We start from the raw sequence: 24,356 nt of genomic DNA, 5'->3' as shown, positions 1-24,356 counted from the left end.
TGCCCACCCCCTGCTGCGGCGGGGCGGTGGCACTGACCCGGAGAACCTGACATCCCATGAAGGTCAAGCCGAGCGTCAAGAAGATCTGCGACAAGTGCAAGGTGATCCGCCGTCACGGTCGGGTCATGGTCATCTGCGACAACCTGCGCCACAAGCAGCGCCAGGGCTGACGCACGACCCCCTGCATCTCGCAGCACTTCGCGCGACGCACGTAATACGTACATACGCAGTGCCCGTCCAAGCTTCGGCTGACGACACCTCCGGCGGGGGCCGGGGACCCGGACGTACCACCGCTTCCCTTTCGGGAGCGGTCGGCGGCCGGGAGTGGCATTGCGGAAGACCCCCGACATAACAACTGGAGCCATTCAATGGCACGCGTTTCAGGTGTTGACATCCCGCGCGAAAAGCGCGTGGAGGTTGCCCTCACCTACGTCTTCGGTATCGGGCGCACCCGGTCCAAGGAGATCCTCGCCACCACGGGTGTGAACCCGAACACGCGCGTTCGCGACCTGGCCGAAGAGGACCTGGTCAAGATCCGCGAGTACGTGGACGCCAACCTCCGCACCGAGGGTGACCTCCGTCGCGAGATTCAGGCCGACATCCGCCGCAAGGTCGAGATCGGCTGCTACCAGGGTCTGCGTCACCGCCGCGGCCTGCCGGTCCACGGCCAGCGCACCAGCACGAACGCTCGTACCCGCAAGGGTCCGCGTCGCGCGATCGCCGGTAAGAAGAAGCCGGGCAAGAAGTAGTCCTCAGCGGACGCACTGCGGCAGTCCGGATCCCCGGGCCGTTGCAGCATCCAGCGGTCTTCGCTGTAGGACCGATCACCTCCCCTCTCCATCTGGAGTAAAGACATGCCCCCCAAGGGACGTCAGGGCGCAGCCAAGAAGGTGCGTCGCAAGGAAAAGAAGAACGTTGCTCACGGCCACGCGCACATCAAGAGCACGTTCAACAACACGATCGTTTCGATCACGGACCCCTCGGGCAACGTGATCTCCTGGGCCTCCGCCGGCCACGTCGGCTTCAAGGGCTCGCGCAAGTCCACCCCCTTCGCCGCGCAGATGGCCGCCGAGTCGGCCGCCCGCCGCGCGCAGGAGCACGGCATGCGCAAGGTTGACGTTTTCGTCAAGGGTCCCGGCTCCGGCCGCGAGACCGCGATCCGCTCCCTCCAGGCCACTGGCCTCGAGGTCGGTTCGATCCAGGACGTCACCCCCACTCCGCACAACGGATGCCGGCCGCCCAAGCGCCGTCGCGTCTGACGCACTGAAGCAACGGAGACAACTGGAAAATGGCGCGATACACCGGGGCCGACTGCAAGCGTTGCCGTCGGGAGAAGCAGAAGCTGTTCCTTAAGGGCAGCAAGTGCGAGAGCGCGAAGTGCCCGATCGAGATCCGTCCTTACCCCCCGGGTGAGCACGGACGCGGGCGCACCAAGGACAGCGAGTACCTTCTTCAGCTTCGTGAGAAGCAGAAGTGCTCGCGGATCTACGGTGTCCTTGAGAAGCAGTTCGTGAACTACTACAAGGAAGCGAACCAGAAGACCGGCAAGACCGGTGAGAACCTTCTGCGCATCCTTGAGACCCGCCTCGACAACGTGGTCTACCGGGCCGGCTTTGCCAAGTCCCGCGACCATGCCCGTCAGCTGGTGCGTCACGGACACATTGCTGTGAACGGCACGAAGACCGACATTCCGTCGGCCCGCGTCGCCGTGAACGACGTCATCGAGGTCCGCCAGAAGTCCAAGGCCCTGACCCCCTTCCAGGTGGCCCAGGCCGAGGCCGGCGAGCGCACCGTCCCGGCATGGCTCGAAGCCGTGCCGTCGACGCTGCGGATCCTCGTGCACTCCCTGCCCGAGCGCCAGGTGATCGACACCCAGGTGCAGGAGCAGCTGATCGTCGAGCTCTACTCCAAGTAGGAGAGCTCGCGGGTCCGGGCGGTACGGCTCTTTCGGGTCGTGCCGCCCGTACCCTTGTCAGTATCTGGGGGCGTCAAATAGTGGGCGCCCACGACTGAAGGACCACAGCATGCTTATCGCTCAGCGTCCGTCGCTGACCGAAGAGGTCGTCGACGAGTTCCGCTCCCGGTTCGTGATCGAGCCGCTGGAGCCGGGCTTCGGCTACACCCTCGGTAACTCTCTCCGCCGCACGCTCCTCTCCTCGATCCCCGGCGCTGCTGTCACCAGCATCCGGATCGACGGTGTCCTGCACGAGTTCACCACCGTGCCGGGTGTCAAGGAGGACGTCACCGACCTCATCCTCAACATCAAGCAGCTGGTCGTCTCCTCGGAGCACGACGAGCCGGTCGTGATGTACCTGCGCAAGCAGGGCCCCGGCCTGGTGACCGCTGCTGACATCGCCCCGCCGGCCGGTGTCGAGGTCCACAACCCGGACCTGGTCCTCGCCACCCTGAACGGCAAGGGCAAGCTGGAGATGGAGCTGACCGTCGAGCGCGGTCGCGGCTACGTCTCCGCCGTCCAGAACAAGCAGGCGGGCCAGGAGATCGGCCGTATCCCGGTCGACTCCATCTACTCGCCCGTGCTCAAGGTCACGTACAAGGTCGAGGCGACCCGTGTCGAGCAGCGCACCGACTTCGACAAGCTGATCGTCGACGTCGAGACCAAGCAGGCCATGCGTCCGCGTGACGCCATGGCGTCGGCCGGTAAGACCCTGGTCGAGCTGTTCGGTCTGGCCCGCGAGCTCAACATCGACGCCGAGGGCATCGACATGGGCCCGTCGCCGACGGACGCCGCGCTCGCTGCCGATCTGGCGCTGCCGATCGAGGAGCTGGAGCTCACGGTCCGCTCGTACAACTGCCTCAAGCGTGAGGGCATCCACTCCGTGGGTGAGCTCGTGGCGCGCTCGGAGGCTGACCTGCTCGACATCCGCAACTTCGGTGCGAAGTCGATCGACGAGGTCAAGGCGAAGCTGGCCGGTATGGGCCTGGCGCTCAAGGACAGCCCGCCCGGATTCGACCCGACCGCTGCCGCCGACGCCTTCGGCGCCGACGACGACGCGGACGCGGGCTTCGTCGAGACCGAGCAGTACTAGGACGCCTCCGGCTGGGGTGCCTGGTTTTTCGGGCGCCCCGGACCGGGGCGAGGATTTTGTCCTCAATCCCCCCATAGCCTCAAGGGCATGGGGGGACCCCCTCGATGGGCTTGATTTTTCGGGCCTGAGGTGAGGGCTTTGTCCTCAATCGCCGGACGGGCTTGATTTTGGCCGATGACTGATCTCATCGGCCTGGTCGGTGTCCGGATGGCCCATGATCTTCCGTGAGGCGGCCGCTTCACGGGAACTGACACCGGTACCTGATACGGCCGGTGCAGCACACAAGGAGAAACACCATGCCGCGTCCCGCAAAGGGTGCCCGTCTGGGCGGCAGCGCCGCGCACGAGCGTCTGCTTCTCGCGAACCTCGCGAAGTCGCTGTTTGAGCACGGCCGCATCACGACGACCGAGGCCAAGGCCCGCCGCCTGCGTCCGGTCGCCGAGCGTCTGATCACCAAGGCGAAGAAGGGCGACATCCACAACCGTCGCCTCGTTCTGCAGACGATCACGGACAAGAGCATCGTGCACACGCTCTTCACCGAGATCGCCCCGCGCTACGAGAACCGCCCCGGTGGTTACACGCGCATCACCAAGATCGGCAACCGTCGTGGCGACAACGCCCCGATGGCCGTCATCGAGCTGGTCGAGGCGCTGACCGTGGCGCAGCAGGCCACCGGTGAGGCCGAGGCCGCGACGAAGCGTGCGGTCAAGGAGGACTCCCTCAAGAAGGACGAGTCCGCCGAGGTCGTCGAGGACACCAAGCCGGCCGAGGCCGACGCGGAGTCCAAGGACGCCTGAGCGTTCTGAGACCACTGGACGGGCCCGCATCACCCTTCGGGGCGGTGCGGGCCCGTTCCGTACGTTCAGGCTTGAGAGGATCGTTGGGTGAGTGACGAAGTAGAGCCCGGTTTCGTACGGGTGCGGCTGGACCTGGCGTACGACGGCAAGGACTTCTCCGGCTGGGCGAAGCAGACGGCGCGGCGCACGGTGCAGGGGGAGATCGAGGACGCGCTGCGTACCGTGACGCGGTCCGAGCGGACGTACGACCTGACGGTCGCCGGGCGCACCGATGCCGGGGTACATGCCCGCGGTCAGGTCGCGCACGTCGATCTGCCGGACGAGGTGTGGGCCGAGCACGGTGCGCTGCTGCTGCGTCGGATGGCCGGCCGGATGGCCCCCGATGTACGGATCTGGCGGGTGGCCGAGGCTCCGGCGGGGTTCAACGCGCGTTTCTCGGCGCTGTGGCGGCGGTATGCGTACCGGATCTCGGACCGGCCCGGCGGCGCGGATCCCCTGACTCGCGGGCATGTGCTCTGGCACGACCGGCCGTTGGACGTGGACGCGATGAACGCGGCTGCGGCCAGGATGGTCGGGGAGCACGATTTCGCCGCGTACTGCAGGAAGCGCGAGGGCGCGACGACCATCCGTACGCTGCAGAAGCTGAGTTGGGTACGGGACGAGGCGTCCGGAGTCATCACGGGGGCCGTGCAGGCCGATGCCTTCTGCCACAACATGGTGCGCGCGCTGGTCGGCGCCATGCTGTTCGTGGGGGACGGGCGCCGCCCCGACCCGTGGCCGGCCCAGGTGCTGGCGGCGGGGGTGCGGGACCCGGGGGTGCACGTGGTGCGGCCGCACGGACTGACGCTGGAGGAAGTCGCCTACCCGGCCGACGAGTTGCTCGCCGCGCGCAACAAGGCGGCACGCAACATGCGGACGCTGCCGGGGGGCGGCTGCTGCTGAGGGGCGGTGCCGTCCGCTGCTGAGGGGCGGTGCCGTCCGCTGCCTCCGGACCTCTTTGATGCGCGCGTCGCCGCCGTGCCTCGGCCCTGTCGGTGACGTTCCGGTGCGGCAACGCGTCAGAGCGAGGCCGGGGCGCGGCCGATGGGGGTGCCGGCTGTCCTGATGGGTTGGGACTGGTCGGCGAAGCCCGCGGCGGCCGCCGCCGACTCCTGCGGCCGTGTCAGTTGGTGGCCGCGGTCGCCGCCGCCGAGGCCTGGACCTCGCCGCGGTGGCGGATCTGACGGAACGTGAAGTCCGTCAGGTCGTCGCCGACCGCGAAGACATTCTTGTCGGCCGTGGTGACGTTCTTGCCGTTGGTGAAGCCCCCGACGGTGAAGTAGGCGTAGCGGCCGTACGAGTTGGCGGTGCGGCGGCAGATGGAACCGCCGCGGCAGAACGTCGGCACGCCCGCGCCGCTCAGCGACGCCAGACCGCCGGACGCCTGCTGCGCCGCCTTCTTGGCCTGTGCCTCCGTCTCGAAGACCGCGACGCCGACGGTGACGGCGACCCCCGCCTTGCTGTACGTGGCGCGGATGACCTGGTCGCAGCCGTTGTTCGTGAGGATCGAGCCGAGGGCGCCCTGGGTGGTCGCGGCGCAGTTCGTCGTGCGGTGCGTGGCGCCCTTGGCGTAGACGCGGTCGCCCATCGTCAGCTTCCTGCCGGGGTAGAAGGAGTCGATGGAGATCGGCGCCCTGTCCTTCTTCACATCGGATATGTAGTCCTTCGGGTCCGGCGGGGGCGGAGGCGCCACCGTGGAGAAGGACGGCTCGGGCTCCGCCGAGCCGGTCGGCAGATCGGCGGGTCCCGGCAACTGGCTCGCGTTCTTGTCCGAGCCGGTGGAGCCGCCGTTGTTGTTGGTCGAGATGACGGCTGTGGCGACGATCGCCGCTGTCGCGGCGGTGGCAAGGGCGCCGCCGCCGATCATCAGCCATTTCTTGCGACGGTTCCGCGCGGCGGATTCATCGGCCAGCGCTGCCCAGTCCGGAGTGTGATTGCCTCCGGGCCCCCAGGAGGGCCCCCCTTGCCCAAAGCTCATGCGGCGAATCCTAGTGCCCCCTCCCGGCAGGTTTTTGCCTCGTCGCGCTGCTCGGTACGCCCGCTCGCAGCGTTGGCCGAAAGTCCTTGTAGCGGAGCTACCAGGACGTCCGGCCGCCTTGCGATCGCACGCACTGGACGACGCTCCTCATGGGGCAGACATGGCCGGGCACGGCACCAGAGGAGGCGTAAATCGGTTGGGGCGGGGCTTCGCGGGCCGTGACAATGCTGTGCATGGGACATCTTGAAGCAGGCCATCTCGAGTACTACCTACCGGACGGGCGGGTGCTGCTCGGCGATGCTTCGTTCCGGGTCGCGGACGGGGCCGTCGTCGCCCTCGTGGGGGCGAACGGCGCCGGGAAGACGACGCTGCTGCGGCTGCTGTCCGGGGAGATCCAGCCGCATGGCGGCACGGTGTCGGTGAGCGGCGGGCTCGGCGTGATGCCGCAGTTCGTGGGCTCGGTGCGGGACGACCGTACGGTCCGGGACCTCCTTGTCTCCGTCGCCCAGCCGCGTATCCGGGAGGCGGCGCAGGCCGTCGACAAGGCCGAGGAGCTGATCCTCACCGTCGACGACGAGGCCGCGCAGATGACGTACGCGCAGGCCCTCAGCGACTGGGCGGAGGCCCGTGGGTACGAGGCCGAGACCGTCTGGGACATGTGCACCATGGCCGCGCTCGGCGTCCCGTACGAGAAGGCGCAGTGGCGCGAGGTCCGCACGCTCAGTGGTGGTGAGCAGAAGCGGCTGGTGCTCGAAGCGCTGCTGCGCGGGCCCGACGAGGTGCTGCTGCTCGACGAGCCGGACAACTATCTCGACGTGCCCGGCAAGCGGTGGCTGGAGGGGAAGCTCAAGGAGACCCGCAAGACGGTCCTCTTCGTCTCGCACGACCGGGAGCTGCTGTCCCGGGCCGCGGAGAAGATCGTCAGCGTGGAGCCCGGTCCGGCGGGCAGCGACGTGTGGGTGCACGGTGGCGGTTTCGACACGTACCACGAGGCCCGCAAGGACCGGTTCGCCCGGTTCGAGGAGCTGAAGCGACGCTGGGACGAGAAGCACGCCCAGCTGAAGAAGCTGGTGCTCAGCCTTCGGCAGGCGGCGTCCATCAGCCACGAGCTGGCCTCGCGTTACCAGGCGGCGCAGACCCGGCTGCGGAAGTTCGAGGAGGCCGGGCCCCCGCCGGAGCCGCCGCGCGAGCAGGACATCAAGATGCGGCTGCGCGGTGGCCGGACCGGGGTGCGGGCGGTGACCTGCAAGGGGCTGGAGCTGACCGGGCTGATGAAGCCGTTCGACCTGGAGATCTACTACGGGGAACGGGTGGCCGTCCTCGGCTCGAACGGCTCGGGCAAGTCGCACTTCCTGCGGCTGCTGGCCGGGGAACCGGTCGCGCACACGGGGGAGTGGAAGCTCGGTGCGCGGGTCGTGCCCGGGCATTTCGCGCAGACGCACGCCCATCCGGAGCTGATGGGGCACACGCTCGTCGAGATCCTGTGGACGGAGCACGCGAAGGACCGGGGCGGGGCGATGTCCGTACTGCGCCGGTACGAACTGGAGCGGCAGGGCGACCAGCCCTTCGAGAAGCTGTCCGGCGGGCAGCAGGCACGGTTCCAGATCCTGCTGCTGGAGCTGGCGGGAACCACGGCGCTGCTGCTGGACGAGCCGACGGACAACCTGGACCTGGAGTCGGCGGAGGCGCTGCAGGACGGGCTCGAGGCGTACGACGGGACGGTGATGACCGTCACGCATGACCGGTGGTTCGCGAAGTCCTTCGACCGGTACCTGGTGTTCGGGTCGGACGGGGTGGTGCGGGAGACGGCGGAGCCGGTGTGGGACGAGCGTCGGGTGGAGCGGGAGCGGTAGGGCCGGCGCGTTTTGACCCGTCCCGGGCGGGGCGGGTACTGTCGGGGGTTGTTATACGTATCGGCTTCGTCGTTCTCACGCGAAGAGCCCTTACGTAGGTTCTCTGGAGCAGTTACCAGTGGCTCGCATACGGGCAGCGTTCCCGGCATTGTGAGCCCCAGCTGCATGATCGCTTCAGGGGTGCCATGTGTCTGGACCTCATCCACTGAAGAAGCGAAGGCTACGAAGTGCGTACGTACAGCCCCAAGCCCGGCGATGTGACGCGCCAGTGGCACATCATTGACGCGCAGGACATCGTCCTGGGTCGTCTGGCCACCACGGCTGCGAACCTCCTCCGAGGCAAGCACAAGGCGATTTACGCCCCCCACATGGACATGGGCGACTTCGTCATCATCATCAACGCCGACAAGGTTCACCTGTCCGGCAACAAGAAGACCCAGAAGATGGCGTACCGCCACTCCGGGTTCCCGGGTGGTCTGCGCTCCGTGCGTTACGACGAGCTCCTCTCCAAGAACCCGGAGAAGGCCGTCGAGAAGGCCATCAAGGGCATGATCCCCAAGAACACCCTGGGCCGTCAGATGCTCTCGAAGCTCAAGGTCTACGCGGGCGACCAGCACCCGCACGCTGCGCAGCAGCCGGTCCCGTTCGAGATCACCCAGGTCGCGCAGTAGTTCCGGCCTCCCCCTAAGACGTAAAGAAAGATCTGAGGAGAATCGTGGCCGAGACCACTGTTGAGAACCCCATCGAGGGCACCGAGGGCGAAGAGGTCTACGCCGAGGTGACCACCTTCGAATCGGAGGTTCCCGTCGAGGGCGAGTACACCAGCGAGTCGCTGGCGTCCCGCTTCGGCGAGCCGCAGCCTGCCGCCGGCCTTGGCCGTCGCAAGAACGCCATTGCCCGCGTCCGGATCGTTCCGGGCACCGGCAAGTGGAAGATCAACGGTCGCACCCTTGAGGACTACTTCCCCAACAAGGTGCACCAGCAGGAAGTCAACGAGCCCTTCAAGGTGCTCGAGCTCGACAACCGCTACGACGTCATCGCCCGCATCGCGGGTGGCGGCGTCTCGGGTCAGGCCGGTGCCCTGCGCCTCGGTGTCGCCCGTGCGCTGAACGAGGCGGACGTGGACAACAACCGCGCCCCGCTGAAGAAGGCCGGCTTCCTCTCCCGCGACGACCGTGCGGTCGAGCGCAAGAAGGCCGGTCTCAAGAAGGCCCGTAAGGCCCCGCAGTACAGCAAGCGCTAATCCGCCTGCTCACCTGCTGTACACGTTCGCCCCGGAGGCACTCCCTGTGCCACCGGGGCGTTCGTTTATTGGCACCCACAGGCGTATAACGGCATCAGACGTTCATAGGCCCGCCATGCTTGGCATGGCTCTTTGTTGCCTTGCGTCGGTCTGGGTCATGCCTGTCATGACGTGTTTTGTTTTCGCAGTTCGGTTTCGGAGCATCTTCGGAGGAAACCAGTGGGACGACTCTTCGGCACCGACGGTGTGCGCGGCGTTGCCAATGCGGACCTGACGGCTGAGCTCGCGCTCGGTCTGTCGGTCGCTGCGGCGCATGTGCTCGCCGAGACGGGCACCCTTGAGGGGCATCGGCCGACCGCGGTGGTGGGCCGTGACCCCCGCGCGTCCGGAGAGTTCCTGGAGGCCGCTGTGGTGGCCGGTCTGGCGAGCGCGGGTGTGGACGTCCTGCGCGTCGGTGTGCTGCCCACCCCGGCGGTGGCGTACCTCACCGGCGCGCTGGGCGCCGACCTCGGCGTGATGCTCTCCGCCAGCCACAACGCCATGCCGGACAACGGTGTCAAGTTCTTCGCCCGTGGTGGTCACAAGCTCGCCGACGAGCTGGAGGACCGGATCGAGACGCTCTACGAGCAGCACCGCACCGGTGAGCCGTGGGCGCGTCCGACCGGTGCCGGTGTGGGACGGGTCACGGATTACACCGAGGGCTTCGACCGGTACGTGGCCCACCTCGTCGCGGTCCTGCCGAACCGGCTCGACGGGCTGAAGGTCGTCCTCGACGAGGCGCACGGCGCGGCCGCCCGGGTCTCGCCCGAGGCATTCGCCCGGGCCGGCGCCGAGGTCATCACCATCGGGGCCGATCCGAACGGCCTGAACATCAACGACGGTTGCGGCTCCACCCACCTGGAGCTGCTGAAGACCGCCGTCGTCGAGCACGGCGCGGACTTCGGCATCGCGCACGACGGCGACGCCGACCGCTGCCTCGCCGTGGACGCCTCGGGCGAGGAGGTCGACGGCGACCAGATCCTGGCCGTGCTGGCCCTCGCCATGCGCGAGGCCGGGCAGCTGCGCAAGGACACCGTGGTCGGCACGGTCATGTCCAACCTCGGCTTCAAGATGGCCATGGAGCGGGAGGGCATCCACCTCGTCCAGACCGCCGTCGGTGACCGATACGTCCTGGAGTCGATGAAGGCGGAGGGCTACGCGCTGGGCGGCGAGCAGTCCGGCCATGTCATCGTCCTCGACCACGCCACGACCGGTGACGGCACACTGACCGGCCTGATGCTGGCGGCCCGGGTCGTCGCCACCGGCCGTACGCTCGCCGACCTGGCCGGTGTCATGCAGCGGCTCCCGCAGATCCTGGTCAATGTCCGGGACGTCGACAAGTCCCGGGTCGGCACCTCCCCGGAGCTGGCTGCCGCGGTCGAGGAGGCCGAGCGCGAGCTGGGCGACACCGGGCGCGTACTGCTGCGCCAGTCGGGCACCGAGCCGCTGGTGCGGGTCATGGTCGAGGCGGCCGACATCGAGCAGGCACGGGCGGTGGCCGGGCGGCTGGCCGACGTGGTGAAGTCAGCCCTGGGGTGACCTTCGCCGTGCGAGGTTTCGCCGTACGAGGGTGAGGTGCCGCCCGGTGTTCCTCTTGGAGGGGCGCCGGGCGGTGTCGTGTGCGGCCGGTGCCGGGCGACAGCCGAAGGACGGTCGCCGGCCCCGGGCCGTCGCGTCAGGCAGCCCGGAGCCGACGGCGGTGCATCGCCCACAGCGCCTTGAGGACCAGCAGTGTCAGCGTGCCCGCGAGCACGATCCCGCAGAGGTTCGCCGCCAGCTGGCCCACCGAACCCCACGTCTGGGAAAGGTCCTGGTAGCTGAAGGCCACCGCCGCATTGGCGGCCGCGGGCACCGTCGTCACCGAGATCGCGACGCCGATCAGCGCCCCCGACTTCGCCGAGGTGAGGGAGAGCGTCCCGCCGATACCCGCGAGGAACGCCACCACGAACGACATCCAGTCAGGCTGCCAGATGAACGCCGTATTGGGCCGCTTCGCCTCGATCATCGCCTCCGTGAACAGCCCGAGGCTGTTCATCATCCAGGCGAACCCGGCCGTCAGTACCATCGCCACGGCGAACCCGCCGACCAGCGCCCACAGCGACCGCCACACCAGCCGCGGGGCGCGCTGCACCAGCGCCGTGGAAATGCCGGCCAGTGGCCCGAACTCCGGGCCCACCGCCATGGCGCCCACGATCAGGATCGCGTTGTCCAGCATCACACCGCAGGCCGCGAGCATCGTGGCGATCGCGAGGAACGCCAGGTAGGTGACGCTGAGCGTCGACTCCTCGTGGGTCGCGTCCGCCAGCTCCTCCCACAGCACCGCGTCCGCGCCCTCGCCCGGCGCCTCCTCCTCGGCCCGGTCGGCATGCGCGGAGAGCGTCAGGTCCGTTTCCTCGACGCTGATCGAGCCGGTCTCGTCGATGCCGAGCTCGCGCAGTGATGCGATCAGCTCGTCACCCGCCTCGCGCGCCACGTCGCACGTCACGACATCGCCCGCGGGGTCGAGGGCGACACCGGGCATGACCACCAGATGCGTGGCGCCGACGGTGTGCTGCACGATGTGCACCACCTCGTCCGTGCGGCCGTGAGGGACGATCAGGCGCAGATGCAGCACGCGGATACTCCCGGAGAGGTTCGGGGGACTCAGAGTTTGCGCAGCGAGAGACGCTGGACCTTGTGGTCCGGGCCCTTGCGCAGCACCAGAGTGGCACGGCCGCGTGTGGGTGCCACATTTTCCAGCAGATTGGGCTTGTTGATGGTCCGCCACATGGTGCGGGCGTACTCCATGGCCTCCTCCTCGGAGACCTGGGTGTACTTGCGGAAGTACGAGAACGGGTTCTGGAAGGCCGTCTCGCGCAGCTCGCGGAAGCGGTTGAGGTACCAGGTCTCGATGTCCTCGGCCCGCGCGTCCACGTACACACTGAAGTCGAAGTAGTCGGCGAGCCCGACCCTGGTGCGGCCGTCCTTGCCGGGGAGCGCGGGCTGCAGCACGTTGAGGCCTTCGACGATCAGGATGTCGGGGCGGCGTACGGTGAGCCGCTCGCCCGGCACGATGTCGTAGATCAGGTGCGAGTAGACGGGCGCCGTCACCTCGTCCTTGCCGGCCTTGATGTCGGCGACGAAACGGGTCAGGGCGCGCCGGTCGTACGACTCGGGGAACCCCTTGCGCGACATCAGCCCGCGCGCCCGGAGCTCCTTCATCGGCAGCAGGAACCCGTCCGTGGTGACGAGCTCCACCCGGGGGTGCTCCGGCCAGCGGGCGAGCAGCGCCTGGAGGATACGGGCACTGGTGGACTTGCCGACGGCGACGCTGCCGGCGACGCCGATGACGAACGGGGTGCCTCGCTGCTCACCGTGGCCGTTGCCCGCGTCCCCGAGGAAGGTGTTCAGGGCGCCGCGCAGGCCGGAGGTGGCCTGGACGTAGAGGTTGAGGAGGCGGGAGAGCGGCAGGTAGACGTCCCGCACCTCGTCGAGGTCGATGACGTCCCCGAGCCCGCGCAGCTGCTCCACCTCGTCGGCGGTCAGCGGCAGCGGCGTCTTGTCGCGCAGGGCGCTCCACTCGGCGCGCGACAGGTCGACGTACGGCGTCGAAGCGTGCTCGGCGCGTCGGTGGGTGCTCCGTGGCGGCGAAGTGATCACGGTTTCATTGTTGCGGGAGTTTTGACGCAGTGGGGGGTGGGTTCGGTCACGTGGAAGCGCTGCGGGCCGGTGTCCGCACCCCGCGGCGGACACCGGCCCGTTTCGTACCATCCTGTGGTCAGGACTGCCGGCCCTTGGCCTCGATGACGGCGGCCCTGATCCGCGCCTCGCCGGTTTCGGCCGGGCGCCCTCAGACCCCGACCTTCGCCGCGAGCTCCCGTCGGGCCCGGGCCGCGGCGCCGACCGGTACCGCGTCGGCAGCCAGGGCTGCCCTGACCAGCCGGACCGGGTGGCCGCTGACCGGCGGGTCGGCGGCCAGCGACTCCAGGATGAGGGGTTCCAGCAGGGGCCAGGCGCGGCTGACCCCACCGCCGACCACCACCGTGGTGATGTCCACGACGCCGGCCGTCATCACGATCGCCCGGGCGATTCCGGCACCGGCGGCCCGGTACACCGCGAGGGCGTCCTGGTCACCGCGGCCGGCGGCCTGTGCGACCTCGCGGGCGGTCAGCCGGCGGCCGGTGCGGTCCGCGTAACGGGCGCCGATGGAACGGCCGGAGGCCAGGGTCTCCAGATGGCCCCGGCCGCCGCACGAGCAGAGCAGATCACCGAAGCCGGGGATGTGCCCGATCTCGCCGGCCGCGCCGTGCGGCCCGGTGAACAGCGCGCCGCCGGTCCACAGCGCGCCGCCGACCCCGGTGCCCAGGGTCATCCCGAGGACGTCCGACTCGCCGCGCACGGCGGACCGCTTCGGCGTCCCGGCCGCCGTGGACAACGACGCCAACTGCATGGCGGTCGGCGAGCACACCGTACGGCCCGCCGGGCACCGGCAGACGATCATGGTGAAGATCGGCTCGGCGATCGGCGCCGGCGTCATCGCCGACGGACGTCTCTACCGGGGCGCCACCGGCGCGGCCGGTGACATCACCCACATCCGGATCGACGGCGGCGCCGACATCCCCTGTTCCTGCGGCAACACCGGCTGCCTGGAAACCGTGGCGTCCGGCGCCGCCCTGGTCCGTATCCTGCGCGAGCGCGGGGCCGACGTCAGCAGCACCGAGGACGTGGCCCGGCTGGCGATCGACGCGGACCCGGAGGCCACCCGCGCGGTCCGCAGGGCCGGCGACTACCTCGGCCAAGTGCTCGCCGCCAACGTCAACTTCTTCAACCCGAACGCCGTCTATCTCGGCGGCATCCTCTCCACCCTGGAGCCGTTCGTCGCCGCCGTGCGCAGCCAGCTCTACGAGAGCTGCCACCCGCTGGTCACCGAACACCTCACCATCGAGCGGGCCAGCCTGGGCGCCGACGCCGGACTGGTCGGCGCCGGGCAGTTCGCCCTGCAGCGCGCCCTGGCCCTCGCCCTGGGCGAGGTCGTCGGCACCGACCAATTCCGTGCCCCGGCGCCCCGCCACGCCTGACACCCCATCCCCTACGAGGAGCCATGCCGCAATCCCGCACCGCCGCAGCCCGTCCGGTCATCGCCATCGCCGGGCTCGGCATCGAGTCGTCCACCTTCTCTCCCGCCCGCACCCAGGCCCCCGCCTTCCACCCCTCGCGCGGCGCCGAGGTGCTGGACCGCTACCCCTTCCTGACGCCCGGTGAGGAACTGCGCGAGGCGGCCGACTGGCACGGCGCCCTGGTCGGCAAGTCGCTGCCGGGCGGCACCGTCACCGCCGCCGCCTGGGCCGAGCTGACCGACGAGCTGATCGAGCGGCTCGCCGCGCTGCCCAAGCCGGACGGCCTCTGGTACGACATCCACGGCGCCATGACCGTGGAGGGCATTGACGACGCCGAGGCGGTCCTGCTGGAGCGCATCCGCGCCACCGTCGGCCCCGACGTGATCATCTCCACCTCCATGGACCTGCACGGCAACGTCTCCCGCGAACTCGCCCACGGCAGCGATCTGATCACCTGTTACCGGATGGCCCCGCACGAGGACCACATGGAGACCAAGGAGCGGGCCGTCCGCAACCTGGTGGACCTGCTGGTCTCCGGTGCGCCCCGCCCGGTCAAGGCCTGGGTGCCGGTGCCGGTGCTGCTGGCCGGCGAGCAGACCTCCACCCGGATCGAGCCGGCCAGGAGCGTGTACGCGGCCGTGGACGAGGTCGAGGCCATGGACGGCGTGATCGACGCCGCGATATGGGTCGGCTACGCCTGGGCCGACGAGCCGCGCAACCGCGCCGTGGTGGTGGTTACCGGCACCGACCGGGCTGCCGTGTCGGCCGGTTCCGAGCGCCTGGCCCAGGGCTTCTGGAAGGCCCGCGACGACTTCGACTTCGTCGCCCCGACCGGCACCTTCGACGGCATCCTGGACGAGGCCCTGGCCTCCGACCAGCGCCCGTACTTCATCAGCGACACCGGGGACAACCCGACCGCAGGCGGCGCCGGCGACGTGACCTGGGGCCTGACCCGGCTGCTGAGCCGCCCGGAGTTCCAGAAGGACGACGGCCCGACCGTCATCTATGCCTCGGTGCCCGGACCGGCTGCCGTCGAGACCGCCGTCGCCGCCGGTGTCGGCGCCACCGTCACGGTCACCGCCGGTGCCGAGGTGGACGACCGGCACGCGGGCCCCGTCACCCTGACCGGTGTGGTGCACGCCATCCGGCACGGCGACCGCGACGCCGAGACCGAGGTCGTCATCCGGGTCGGCAGCGTGTACGCGATCCTCACCAAGCTGCGCAAGCCCTACCACCACGAGCATGACTTCACCGACCTGGACCTCGACCCGCGCGGCGCCGACATCGTGATCGTGAAGATCGGCTACCTGGAGCCCGAGCTCTTCGACATGTCGGTCGGCTGGAAGATGGCGCTCACCCCCGGCGGTGTGGACCAGGACCTGGTACGCCTGGGCCACCATCGCATCCGCCGCCCGATGTTCCCCTTCGACCGTGAGATGGCCGACCCGGACTTGTCGGCCCGCATCATCCCCGCCTCCGACCAGCCGCTGACCGGGGACGACGAGTGACCGCACGCCCCGCCCTGGAGATCGCCGTCACGTCACCGGCCGGCGCCCGCGTCGCCCGGGAGAACGGTGCCGACCGCGTCGAGCTCTGCGCCGCCCTGGAGCTGGGCGGCCTGACCCCGTCGGCAGCCCTGGTGGAGGCGGTCGCCGCGGCGGGGCTGCCGGTGCAGGTGCTGGTCAGGTGCCGGCCCGGCGACTTCGTCCATGACGCGGAGGAGATCGCGCTGATGGCCGCCGAGGTGCGGTCCGTCATCGCCTCCGGCGCCTCCGGTGTGGTGATCGGTGCGCTGACCGCCGACGGAGCCCTGGACACCGTGGCGGTCGCCCGGCTCGCCGAAGCGGCCCGCGCCTCGGGCCGCCCGGTGGACATCACCCTGCACCGCGCCATCGACCAGTCCGCCGACCCGGTGGCCACCGCCGGACTGCTGCCCTCGCTCGGCCTCACCCGGGTCCTCACCTCGGGCGGCGCGCCCACCGCGGCCGAGGGGCTGGAGGCGATCGCCGCGGTGGCCGCCGCTGCCCCCGGGGTGCAGGTGATGGCCGGCGGCGGGGTGCGCCCCGCCGACATCCCGGCCCTGATTTCCGCCGGAGTGGCCGCCGTCCATCTCTCCGCCAAGACCAGGGCGCTGCCCCGGCGTGGCGGCGGCTGGGTACCGCTCGGCGCCGGGGGTGCGTCGGCCGAGCAGGACACCCACTTCGTCACCGATCCCGACGTGGTGGCCGAGGCACGGCGGGCGGTGGGTGCGCAGGGCTGGTGTCCTGCGCCGGGAGCGCCGGGTTCGGGGCCCATGGCCTGAGAGCCTGTCGGGGGGGGGGGGGGGGGGGGGGGGGGGGGGGGGGGGGGGGGGGGGGCCGCGGCCCCCCCCCCCCCCCCCCCCCCCCCCCCCCCCCCCCCGACAGGCTCTGAGCGGGCAGCGGTTCGCGGAGCCTCGGCGGTGGGCGCGAGAGCGGGAAGCGGACCCGGAGCCACCGCTCGTACCGGTTCGCGACGACTCCGCCGACGAATGATCCCGGCCGCCCCGCGCCCCTTCTGCGACGATGCCAAGCGAGGGGAGGGCGACCGCGAAAGGATCGTTATGTGTGGAATCGTCGGGTATGTCGGTGGGCAGTCCGCGCTTGATGTTGTCGTCGCAGGGCTGAAGCGCCTCGAATACCGCGGGTACGACTCCGCGGGTGTCGCCGTTCTCGCGGACCGCGGGCTGGCCTCCATGAAGAAGGCCGGCAAGCTCGTCAATCTGGAGAAGGCGCTGGTCGAACAGCCTCTTCCGGCCGGGACCACCGCGATCGGGCACACCCGGTGGGCCACCCACGGCGGGCCCACCGATGCCAACGCCCACCCGCACCTCGACAACGCGGGCCGCGTCGCCGTCGTGCACAACGGAATCATCGAGAACTTCGCCGGGCTGCGCGCCGAACTCGCCGAGCGCGGGCATGATCTGGCGTCCGAGACCGACACCGAGGTCGTCGCCCATCTGCTCGCCGAGGCGTACTCGTCGACCGGTGATCCGGCAGAGGCGATGCGACAGGTCTGCCGGCAGCTCGAAGGGGCGTTCACCCTGGTCGCCGTGCATGCCGATGAGCCGGATGTGGTGGTGGGAGCCCGGCGGAACTCACCGCTCGTGGTCGGGGTGGGGGATGGGGAGGCGTTCCTGGCGTCCGATGTGGCCGCGTTCATCGCGCACACCCGGTCAGCGATCGAGCTGGGGCAGGATCAGGTCGTCGAGCTGCGCCGGGAGTCCGTCACGGTCACCGACTTCGACGGGCAGCCCGCCGAGGTCCGTAAGTACCACGTGGACTGGGACGCCTCCGCCGCCGAGAAGGGCGGCTACGACTACTTCATGCTCAAGGAGATCGCCGAGCAGCCGAAGGCCGTGGCCGACACGCTCCTCGGGCGGATCGACCGCTCGGGTTCGCTCCACCTCGACGAGGTGCGCATCGCGCCGAGCGTGCTCCGGGAGGTCGACAAGGTCGTCGTCGTGGCCTGCGGGACCGCGTACCACGCCGGGATGATCGCCAAGTACGCCATCGAACACTGGACCAGGCTGCCCTGCGAGACGGAGCTCGCCAGCGAGTTCCGGTACCGTGACCCGATCCTGGACCAGCGCACCCTCGTCATCGCGATCTCCCAGTCCGGCGAGACCATGGACACGCTGATGGCGCTGCGGCACGCCCGCGAGCAGGGGGCGAAGGTCCTCGCCATCTGCAATACGAACGGGTCGACCATTCCGCGTGAGTCCGACGCGGTGCTGTACACGCACGCCGGGCCGGAGGTCGCCGTCGCCTCGACCAAGGCGTTCCTGACGCAGCTTGTCGCCTGCTACCTCGTCGCCCTGTATCTCGGCCAGACCCGCGGTACGAAGTGGGGCGACGAGATCCGGACCGTCGTCCGGCAGCTCTCCGAGGTCCCCGGGCAGGTCGAACGGGTCCTGGAGACCATGGAGCCGGTGCGCGCGCTGGCCCGTTCGCTCGCGCACAAGAACACCGTCCTCTTCCTGGGGCGCCACGTCGGTTATCCGGTCGCCCTCGAAGGCGCGCTGAAGCTCAAGGAACTCGCCTACATGCACGCCGAGGGCTTCGCCGCCGGCGAGCTCAAGCACGGGCCGATCGCGCTGATCGAGGACGATCTGCCGGTCGTCGTGGTGGTGCCGTCGCCGCGCGGGCGTTCGGTGCTCCACGAAAAGATCGTGTCGAACATCCAGGAGATCCGGGCCCGCGGCGCCCGCACCGTCGTCATCGCCGAGGAGGGCGACGAGGCGGTCGTTCCGTACGCCGATCATCTGATCTGGATCCCTGCTGCGCCTACGCTGCTTCAGCCGCTGGTGGCGACCGTGCCCTTGCAGGTCTTCGCCTGCGAACTGGCCACCGCCCGCGGCAACGAGGTGGACCAGCCGCGCAATCTGGCGAAGTCCGTGACCGTCGAGTGAGTCGAAGAATGAGTGAGTGAGCGCGTGATCATCGGGGTCGGGATCGATGTGGCGGAGATCGAGCGGTTCGGCGAGGCGCTGGAGCGTACGCCGCATCTGGCTCAGCGGCTCTTCCTGGAGCGGGAGTTGCTGCTGCCCAGCGGTGAGCGGCGCGGTATCGCCTCGCTGGCCGCCAGGTTCGCCGCCAAGGAAGCCGTCGCGAAGGCGCTCGGTGCGCCGGGCGGGCTGCTGTGGACGGACGCCGAGGTGTACGTCGAGGACAGCGGCCGGCCGAGGCTGCGGGTCCGGGGCAGCGTCGCCGCCTGCGCCGCCGAGCGGGGCGTACGGCACTGGCACGTCTCGCTGAGCCATGACGCGGGGGTGGCGTCGGCCGTGGTGATCGCGGAAGGTTGACCGTATGCGAACTGCGTACAGCGTGAAGACCGTACGGGCCGCCGAGCGTGCCCTGATGGCACGGCTGCCGGAGGGGGCCCTGATGCAGCGGGCCGCCGCGGGACTCGCCGTGGCCTGCGGCGATCTGCTGCGGCGCAATGGCCGCGTGTACGGGTCCCGGGTCGTCCTGCTCGTCGGCAGCGGCGACAACGGCGGCGACGCGCTGTACGCGGGCGCCCGGCTGGCCCGGCGCGGCGCGGGCGTCCGCGCGCTGCTGACCTCGCCGGGCCGCGCCCACGAGGGCGGGGTCGCGGCGCTCCGCGCGGCGGGCGGGCTGGCCCAGGACGCGGCGCAGGTGGGCACGGACCAGATCGGCCGTGTCGATCTGGTGGTCGACGGCATCACCGGCATCGGCGGGCGCGGCGGGCTGCGCCCGGACGCGGCCGCGCTGGTGCGCGCCTACGAGGCGACCGGGACGCCGATCCTCGCCGTCGACCTGCCCAGCGGCGTCGAGGCGGACACCGGGGAGGTGCTCGGCGACGCCGTGCGGGCGGATGCGACGGTCACCTTCGGTGCGTACAAGCCGGGGCTGCTCATCGACCCGGCCGCCGACCTGGCGGGTGCGCTGCACCTCGTCGACATCGGACTCGGCGACGAGCTGCCCGGCGTACCCGATCTGGAGGCGCTGCAGTACGCCGATGTCGCCGCGCTGCTGCCGCTCCCCGGCAGCGAGAGCGACAAGTACCGGCGTGGTGTCGTCGGCATCGTTGCCGGGTCCGCCCGGTATCCGGGCGCGGCGGTGCTCGCCGTCGGCGGGGCGCTGCGGGGCGGTGCGGGCGCGGTGCGGTACGTCGGTCCGGGCGCCGGTGCCGTGATCGCCCGGCATCCGGAGACCCTGGTCCACACGGGCCCGCCGTCGAAGGCGGGGCGGGTGCAGGCGTGGGTCGTCGGGCCCGGGCTCGGGGACGGTACGGACGCCGTCTCGGCGGTCGCCGACGTGCTGGACGCCGAGGTTCCGGTGCTTGTCGACGCGGACGGGCTGCGGCTGCTCGACGCCGCCGTCGTGCTGTCGCGCACCGCGCCGACGGTGCTCACCCCGCACGCCGGGGAGGCTGCCGCGCTGCTCGGTGTACCGCGCGAGGAGGTCGAGGCGGAGCGGCTCGCCGCCGTCCGGGAGCTCGCCGCCCGCTACCGCTCCACCGTGCTGCTCAAGGGGTCGACGACCTTGGTCGCCGACGGCACCGGACACGCTCCCGTACGGGTCAACCCGACCGGCACATCCTGGCTGGCCACGGCGGGGAGCGGCGACGTCCTCTCCGGGCTGACCGGTTCCCTGCTGGCCGCGGGTCTCGACCCGCGCGACGCCGCCTCCGCCGGCGCCTACCTGCACGGCCTCGCCGCCCGCCACGCCTCGGACGGCGGCCCGGTCTCCGCCCAGGACGTCGCGGACGCGGTTCCCGCGGCGTGGCGTGATGTGCGGGCCTGAGAGATCCTGGGCACCAGACACGGAACCGCGGAGGAGAGCCGGTGAGGAGTGGTCGACGGTGGGCAGCGACTCCGTACGCGTACGCCGGGTGTACGACCCGCAGGAGGACGGTGACGGGACCCGCGTCCTCGTCGACCGGCTCTGGCCCCGCGGCGTCGCCAAGGACCGGGCACGGATCGACCGGTGGCTGAAGGACCTCACCCCGTCGAACGAACTCCGCTCCTGGTACCACGAGGACCGCAGTGGCACCCGGTACGACGACTTCGTGGACCGCTACCGCGCCGAACTCGCCGACCCCTCCCACACGGCGGCGGTGCGGGAGCTGGTCGAGCTGGTCCGCGCGGGCGGGCCGGTGACCCTCGTCACAGCGGTGAAGGACGTCCCGCACAGCCATGTCCCGGTCCTCGTCGACCACGTGGAACATGAGCTGCGCCATCGGTGACATCGGCGGCCTCGCGACGGCTGCCGCCACCGATGCCGCACCCCGGGCCGCACGTCCGGACCGGACCGGACCCCGCGAGCCCGGCATGATCCGAAAGAAAGGCCCTGACCGCACCCCGCACCTGAGTGTCCTGGCGTACGCCTCTGAGAGACTGGGCGCGATGAACGAGACAGCGTCCTTGAGAGCCCGAGCCGAGATCGACCTCGCCGCACTGCGCGCCAACGTGCGTGTTCTGCGTGCCCGGGTGGCCGGCGCGCAACTCATGGCCGTCGTCAAATCCGATGCGTACGGGCACGGGGCGGTGCCCTGCGCCAGGGCCGCGCTCGAAGCCGGGGCGACCTGGCTCGGTACCGCGACCCCGCACGAGGCGCTCGCCCTGCGCGCCGCCGGGCTCGGCGGCCGGGTGATGTGCTGGCTGTGGACGCCGGGCGGCCCCTGGCGCGAGGCGATCGAGGCCGACATCGATGTGTCGGTCAGCGGCATGTGGGCGCTGCGCGAGGTCGTCGCCGCGGCCCGGGAGGCCGGACGGCCGGCCCGCATCCAGCTCAAGGCCGACACCGGACTGGGGCGCAACGGCTGCCAGCCGGCCGACTGGCCCGAACTGGTCTGTGCCGCCCGCACCGCCGAGGGCGAGGGCACGGTGAAGGTCACCGGACTGTGGTCGCACTTCGCCTGTGCCGACGAGCCCGGCCATCCGTCGATCGCCGCCCAGCTGGCGGCCTATCGCGACATGGTCGCGCACGCGGAGAAGGCGGGCGTCGAACCCGAGGTGCGGCACATGGCCAACTCCCCGGCGACGCTGACGATCCCCGAGTCGCACTTCGACCTCGTGCGGACCGGCATCGCCATGTACGGGATCTCGCCCAGCCCGGAGCTGGGCACCCCGGCCGACTTCGGGCTGCGCCCCGTGATGACGCTCGCCGCGTCGGTCGCCCTGGTCAAGCAGGTACCGGCCGGGCACGGCATCAGCTACGGGCACCACTACACGACGGCCGCCGAGACGACGCTCGGCCTGATCCCGCTCGGCTACGCGGACGGCATCCCGCGCCACGCCTCCGGGCGCGGCCCGGTCCTGGTCGGCGGCGTCCGGCGGCGGGTTGCCGGCCGGGTGGCCATGGACCAGTTCGTCGTCGATCTCGACGGGGACACCGTCGAGGTGGGCAGCGACGCAGTGCTCTTCGGCCCGGGGGACCGGGGCGAGCCGAGCGCCGAGGACTGGGCGGAGGCGGCCGGCACGATCGCGTACGAGATCGTCACCCGCATCAGCGGCCGCGTGCCGCGCGTCTATCTGAACGAGATCCCGGCCGGTTCTCTCTGATCCGCTCTGTCCTGCACGTCCTGACGGACAACGACCGACGAGGAGCACGGCACGGTGAGCGAGATCAGCGCGGGGGACGCGATGGCGACGGCCGCTTCGGCGGTCGGCTGGCGCCGGGCGGGCATCGCCGGAGCCGCCATAGGTGTGATCGCCGCCGGTGCGGCGGCCGGTGTCGCGGTCGAGCGGATGACCGTCGGCCGGGGCATGCGCAGGCGGGCCAGGCTGGCGCTGGACGCCTCGGGGCCGTACGGCTCGCTGCGCGGCATGCCCGGCCGGGCTGCCGCAGACGACGGCACCGAGCTGTACTACGAGACCGACGAGGTCGAACCCGACGGCAGTACGGGCGCGGGCGTCGGCCCGGGTGCGGGCTCCGGGCCCGCCGGTACCGGACCGCGCAGACGCCGGCTCTTCGGCCGCAAGGTCCCCGGGCCCGTCACTGTCGTCTTCAGCCACGGCTACTGCCTCAGCCAGGACTCCTGGCACTTCCAGCGGGCGGCGCTGCGCGGCCTGGTGCGCACCGTGCACTGGGACCAGCGCAGCCACGGCCGGTCCGAGCGCGGCCGGGCCCAGGCGCAGGGCGTGACGGTCGGGATCGACCAGCTCGGCCGCGATCTGAAGGCGGTCATCGACGCGGCGGCTCCCGAGGGGCGGCTGGTACTGGTCGGGCACTCGATGGGCGGCATGACGATCATGGCGCTCGCCGAGCAGTACCCGCAGCTGATCCGGGAACGGGTCGCCGCCGTCGCCTTCGTGGGCACGTCGAGCGGGAAGCTCGGCGAGGTCAGTTTCGGGCTGCCGGTCGCGGGTGTGAACGCCGTGCGGCGAGTGCTGCCCGGGGTGCTGAAGGCGCTCGGCTCGCAGGCGGAGCTGGTGGAGCGGGGACGGCGGGCGACCGCGGATCTCTTCGCCGGACTCATCAAGCGGTACTCGTTCGGTTCGCGGGACGTGGACCCGGCGGTCGAGCGGTTCGCCGAGCGGCTCATCGAGTCCACACCGATCGACGTGGTCGCGGAGTTCTACCCGGCCTTCACCGAGCACGACAAGAGCACGGCGCTGCCCGCGTTCCGGGACGTGCCGGTGCTGATCCTGGCGGGCGACAAGGACCTGGTGACACCCAGTTCGCACAGCGAGGCGATCGCCGACCAGCTGCCGGACGCGGAGCTTGTCATCGTGCCGGACGGCGGGCACCTGGTGATGCTGGAGCACCCGGAGACGGTGACCGACCGGCTGGCCGACCTGCTGGTACGGATCGGAGCCGTACCGGCAGCGGCTAACGTTGGCGGGCATGGAAGCACCGCACAACAGCCCGGCAGCTGAAACCGCGCACACCCCGGCGGCCATGACCGCACAGGCCCAGGTCATCGCCCGTCTCGAGGTCACGTCCGCCGAACAGATGCAGGCGCTGGGCCGCCGTCTCGCCGGTCTGCTGCGCCCCGGCGACCTCGTGATGCTCAGCGGCGAGCTCGGCGCCGGGAAGACGACACTGACCCGGGGGCTCGGCGAGGGCCTCGGGGTGCGCGGCGCCGTCACCTCTCCCACCTTTGTGATCGCCCGCGTCCACCCGTCCCTGAGCGGGGGTCCGGCGCTCGTCCATGTCGACGCCTACCGGCTGGGCGGCGGCCTCGACGAGATGGAGGACCTGGACCTCGATGTGTCGCTGCCGGAGTCGGTGGTGGTCGTGGAGTGGGGCGACGGCAAGGTCGAGGAGCTCTCGGACGACCGGCTGCAGGTGCTGATCCACCGCGCGGTCGGTGACACGGACGACGAACGGCGCTCGGTCACGCTGGTCGGGATCGGAGAGCGCTGGTCAGGACTGGGGGCGGCGCTGGAAGCCGACAGGCTCTGAGAGCACCGACACGTTTCCGACAGGCTGTCGGCAAATTGTTGCGCGGGGCGGGCCGGGCGTGGTCACATGGATGCCGAGAGCTGGTTAGGCCTGCCTAACCATGCCTTCCACCGCAGCCCAGGAGGCATCCATGCCGACGCCCGAGCGTGAAGCGCAGCCGCAGCCGCCAGAGACGTCCGCGGTGTCGATGAAGGATCTGCTGGCGGCCTGCGCCGCGGCGACCGCGGTCTCGACGCCGCCCTCGGAGGAACGGCAGGAGTGCCAGGAGCGGCACGAGCCCGGGGAGCAGCAGGCGTCCCAGGGGTGTGACGGGGAGCGCGACGCCGCCTGAGGTCTTTCGTGCGGACCGGGCCGGATCGGGGAGCGGTTCG

Annotated in this window: 24 protein-coding genes and 2 pseudogenes; 22 read left to right on the top strand and 4 right to left on the bottom strand. The window is 70.7% G+C overall.

What is annotated here, in order from left to right; genetic code table 11:
• The first annotated feature begins 56 nt into the window (after positions 1-56).
• The 7 genes from rpmJ to truA all read left to right on the top strand — a co-directional run bounded on the left by rpmJ (position 57) and on the right by truA (position 4,786).
• A complete protein-coding gene (rpmJ, locus tag ACIBB8_RS12150) occupies positions 57-170 on the top strand; it encodes a 50S ribosomal protein L36 (RefSeq protein ID WP_003956441.1) in 114 nt (37 codons plus the stop codon).
• Positions 171-368: 198 nt separating this feature from the next.
• Positions 369-749 (top strand): 30S ribosomal protein S13, encoded by a 381-nt coding sequence (gene rpsM / locus ACIBB8_RS12145; RefSeq protein ID WP_018519286.1) that lies wholly within the window; start codon positions 369-371, stop codon positions 747-749.
• 105 nt (positions 750-854) lie between these two features.
• The gene (gene rpsK / locus ACIBB8_RS12140; RefSeq protein ID WP_003956432.1) at positions 855-1,259 is read left to right on the top strand and encodes a 30S ribosomal protein S11; all 405 of its coding nucleotides are present in this window, start codon (positions 855-857) and stop codon (positions 1,257-1,259) included.
• A gap of 29 nt (positions 1,260-1,288) precedes the next feature.
• Entirely contained in the window at positions 1,289-1,915 is a 627-nt protein-coding gene (rpsD, locus tag ACIBB8_RS12135) for a 30S ribosomal protein S4 (protein ID WP_358856908.1), read from the top strand.
• Between the two features lie 109 nt (positions 1,916-2,024).
• Positions 2,025-3,047 carry a DNA-directed RNA polymerase subunit alpha gene (locus ACIBB8_RS12130; RefSeq protein WP_024755423.1) on the top strand — a complete coding sequence of 341 codons (1,023 nt, stop codon included), beginning with the start codon at positions 2,025-2,027 and terminating at the stop codon, positions 3,045-3,047.
• A 296-nt stretch (positions 3,048-3,343) separates the two neighbouring features.
• Positions 3,344-3,844: a 50S ribosomal protein L17 gene (gene rplQ / locus ACIBB8_RS12125; protein ID WP_398951103.1), complete on the top strand. Its 501-nt coding sequence runs from the start codon at positions 3,344-3,346 to the stop codon at positions 3,842-3,844.
• An 87-nt stretch (positions 3,845-3,931) separates the two neighbouring features.
• Complete coding sequence (truA, locus tag ACIBB8_RS12120; RefSeq protein ID WP_398951101.1) at positions 3,932-4,786, top strand: tRNA pseudouridine(38-40) synthase TruA; 855 nt, start codon at positions 3,932-3,934, stop codon at positions 4,784-4,786.
• Between the two features lie 220 nt (positions 4,787-5,006).
• Here the strand turns inward: truA and ACIBB8_RS12115 are convergent, their stop codons facing one another.
• Positions 5,007-5,861 (bottom strand): hypothetical protein, encoded by an 855-nt coding sequence (locus ACIBB8_RS12115; RefSeq protein ID WP_398951099.1) that lies wholly within the window; start codon positions 5,859-5,861, stop codon positions 5,007-5,009.
• A gap of 224 nt (positions 5,862-6,085) precedes the next feature.
• Between ACIBB8_RS12115 and ACIBB8_RS12110 the strand changes: the two genes are divergently transcribed.
• The 4 genes from ACIBB8_RS12110 to glmM all read left to right on the top strand — a co-directional run bounded on the left by ACIBB8_RS12110 (position 6,086) and on the right by glmM (position 10,535).
• Positions 6,086-7,714: an ABC-F family ATP-binding cassette domain-containing protein gene (locus ACIBB8_RS12110; protein WP_398951204.1), complete on the top strand. Its 1,629-nt coding sequence runs from the start codon at positions 6,086-6,088 to the stop codon at positions 7,712-7,714.
• 227 nt (positions 7,715-7,941) lie between these two features.
• Positions 7,942-8,385, top strand: coding sequence for a 50S ribosomal protein L13 (rplM, locus tag ACIBB8_RS12105; RefSeq protein ID WP_018960214.1), 444 nt, complete (start codon positions 7,942-7,944; stop codon positions 8,383-8,385).
• 44 nt (positions 8,386-8,429) lie between these two features.
• Positions 8,430-8,957 (top strand): 30S ribosomal protein S9, encoded by a 528-nt coding sequence (gene rpsI, locus ACIBB8_RS12100; protein ID WP_358861585.1) that lies wholly within the window; start codon positions 8,430-8,432, stop codon positions 8,955-8,957.
• 219 nt (positions 8,958-9,176) lie between these two features.
• Positions 9,177-10,535, top strand: a complete 1,359-nt coding sequence (gene glmM / locus ACIBB8_RS12095) for a phosphoglucosamine mutase (protein WP_398951096.1) — start codon at positions 9,177-9,179, stop codon at positions 10,533-10,535.
• Between the two features lie 136 nt (positions 10,536-10,671).
• On the opposite strand, the gene ACIBB8_RS12090 is transcribed toward glmM, so the two are convergent.
• The 3 genes and pseudogenes from ACIBB8_RS12090 to ACIBB8_RS12080 form a co-directional block, all read right to left on the bottom strand.
• Entirely contained in the window at positions 10,672-11,610 is a 939-nt protein-coding gene (locus ACIBB8_RS12090) for a DUF389 domain-containing protein (RefSeq protein ID WP_398951094.1), read from the bottom strand.
• A gap of 29 nt (positions 11,611-11,639) precedes the next feature.
• Complete coding sequence (gene coaA / locus ACIBB8_RS12085; RefSeq protein WP_398951092.1) at positions 11,640-12,635, bottom strand: type I pantothenate kinase; 996 nt, start codon at positions 12,633-12,635, stop codon at positions 11,640-11,642.
• 190 nt (positions 12,636-12,825) lie between these two features.
• Positions 12,826-13,380: pseudogene (locus ACIBB8_RS12080) on the bottom strand (ROK family protein); the annotation flags it as partial.
• Here ACIBB8_RS12080 and ACIBB8_RS12075 point away from each other — a divergent pair.
• From ACIBB8_RS12075 to ACIBB8_RS12025, 11 genes and pseudogenes are all read left to right on the top strand, one after another.
• Positions 13,379-14,053: pseudogene (locus ACIBB8_RS12075) on the top strand (ROK family protein); the annotation flags it as partial. The pseudogenes ACIBB8_RS12080 and ACIBB8_RS12075 overlap by 2 nt on opposite strands.
• Positions 14,054-14,076: 23 nt before the next feature.
• The gene (locus ACIBB8_RS12070) at positions 14,077-15,600 is read left to right on the top strand and encodes a M81 family metallopeptidase (protein ID WP_398951090.1); all 1,524 of its coding nucleotides are present in this window, start codon (positions 14,077-14,079) and stop codon (positions 15,598-15,600) included.
• On the top strand, positions 15,597-16,394 hold the full coding sequence (locus ACIBB8_RS12065; RefSeq protein WP_398951088.1) for a copper homeostasis protein CutC: 798 nt from the start codon (positions 15,597-15,599) through the stop codon (positions 16,392-16,394). The genes ACIBB8_RS12070 and ACIBB8_RS12065 overlap by 4 nt, the downstream gene beginning before the upstream one ends.
• A gap of 279 nt (positions 16,395-16,673) precedes the next feature.
• Positions 16,674-18,521, top strand: coding sequence for a glutamine--fructose-6-phosphate transaminase (isomerizing) (glmS, locus tag ACIBB8_RS12060; protein ID WP_398951086.1), 1,848 nt, complete (start codon positions 16,674-16,676; stop codon positions 18,519-18,521).
• Between the two features lie 24 nt (positions 18,522-18,545).
• On the top strand, positions 18,546-18,914 hold the full coding sequence (locus ACIBB8_RS12055; protein ID WP_358861589.1) for a holo-ACP synthase: 369 nt from the start codon (positions 18,546-18,548) through the stop codon (positions 18,912-18,914).
• A gap of 4 nt (positions 18,915-18,918) precedes the next feature.
• A complete protein-coding gene (locus ACIBB8_RS12050; RefSeq protein WP_398951084.1) occupies positions 18,919-20,379 on the top strand; it encodes an NAD(P)H-hydrate dehydratase in 1,461 nt (486 codons plus the stop codon).
• 58 nt (positions 20,380-20,437) lie between these two features.
• Positions 20,438-20,821: a DUF488 domain-containing protein gene (locus ACIBB8_RS12045; protein WP_398951082.1), complete on the top strand. Its 384-nt coding sequence runs from the start codon at positions 20,438-20,440 to the stop codon at positions 20,819-20,821.
• Positions 20,822-20,981: 160 nt separating this feature from the next.
• Positions 20,982-22,139 carry an alanine racemase gene (gene alr / locus ACIBB8_RS12040; protein WP_398951080.1) on the top strand — a complete coding sequence of 386 codons (1,158 nt, stop codon included), beginning with the start codon at positions 20,982-20,984 and terminating at the stop codon, positions 22,137-22,139.
• 54 nt (positions 22,140-22,193) lie between these two features.
• A complete protein-coding gene (locus tag ACIBB8_RS12035) occupies positions 22,194-23,456 on the top strand; it encodes an alpha/beta fold hydrolase (RefSeq protein WP_398951078.1) in 1,263 nt (420 codons plus the stop codon).
• On the top strand, positions 23,425-23,985 hold the full coding sequence (gene tsaE, locus ACIBB8_RS12030; protein WP_398951076.1) for a tRNA (adenosine(37)-N6)-threonylcarbamoyltransferase complex ATPase subunit type 1 TsaE: 561 nt from the start codon (positions 23,425-23,427) through the stop codon (positions 23,983-23,985). The genes ACIBB8_RS12035 and tsaE overlap by 32 nt, the downstream gene beginning before the upstream one ends.
• 130 nt (positions 23,986-24,115) lie before the next feature.
• Positions 24,116-24,316: a hypothetical protein gene (locus ACIBB8_RS12025; RefSeq protein WP_398951074.1), complete on the top strand. Its 201-nt coding sequence runs from the start codon at positions 24,116-24,118 to the stop codon at positions 24,314-24,316.
• Positions 24,317-24,356: the final 40 nt, after the last annotated feature.

This window comes from Streptomyces sp. NPDC051286 (assembly GCF_044455345.1).
Lineage (GTDB): Bacteria > Actinomycetota > Actinomycetes > Streptomycetales > Streptomycetaceae > Streptomyces.
The sequence above is the reverse complement of the archived record's forward strand: the minus strand, read 5'-3'. Positions and strand labels throughout refer to the sequence as shown.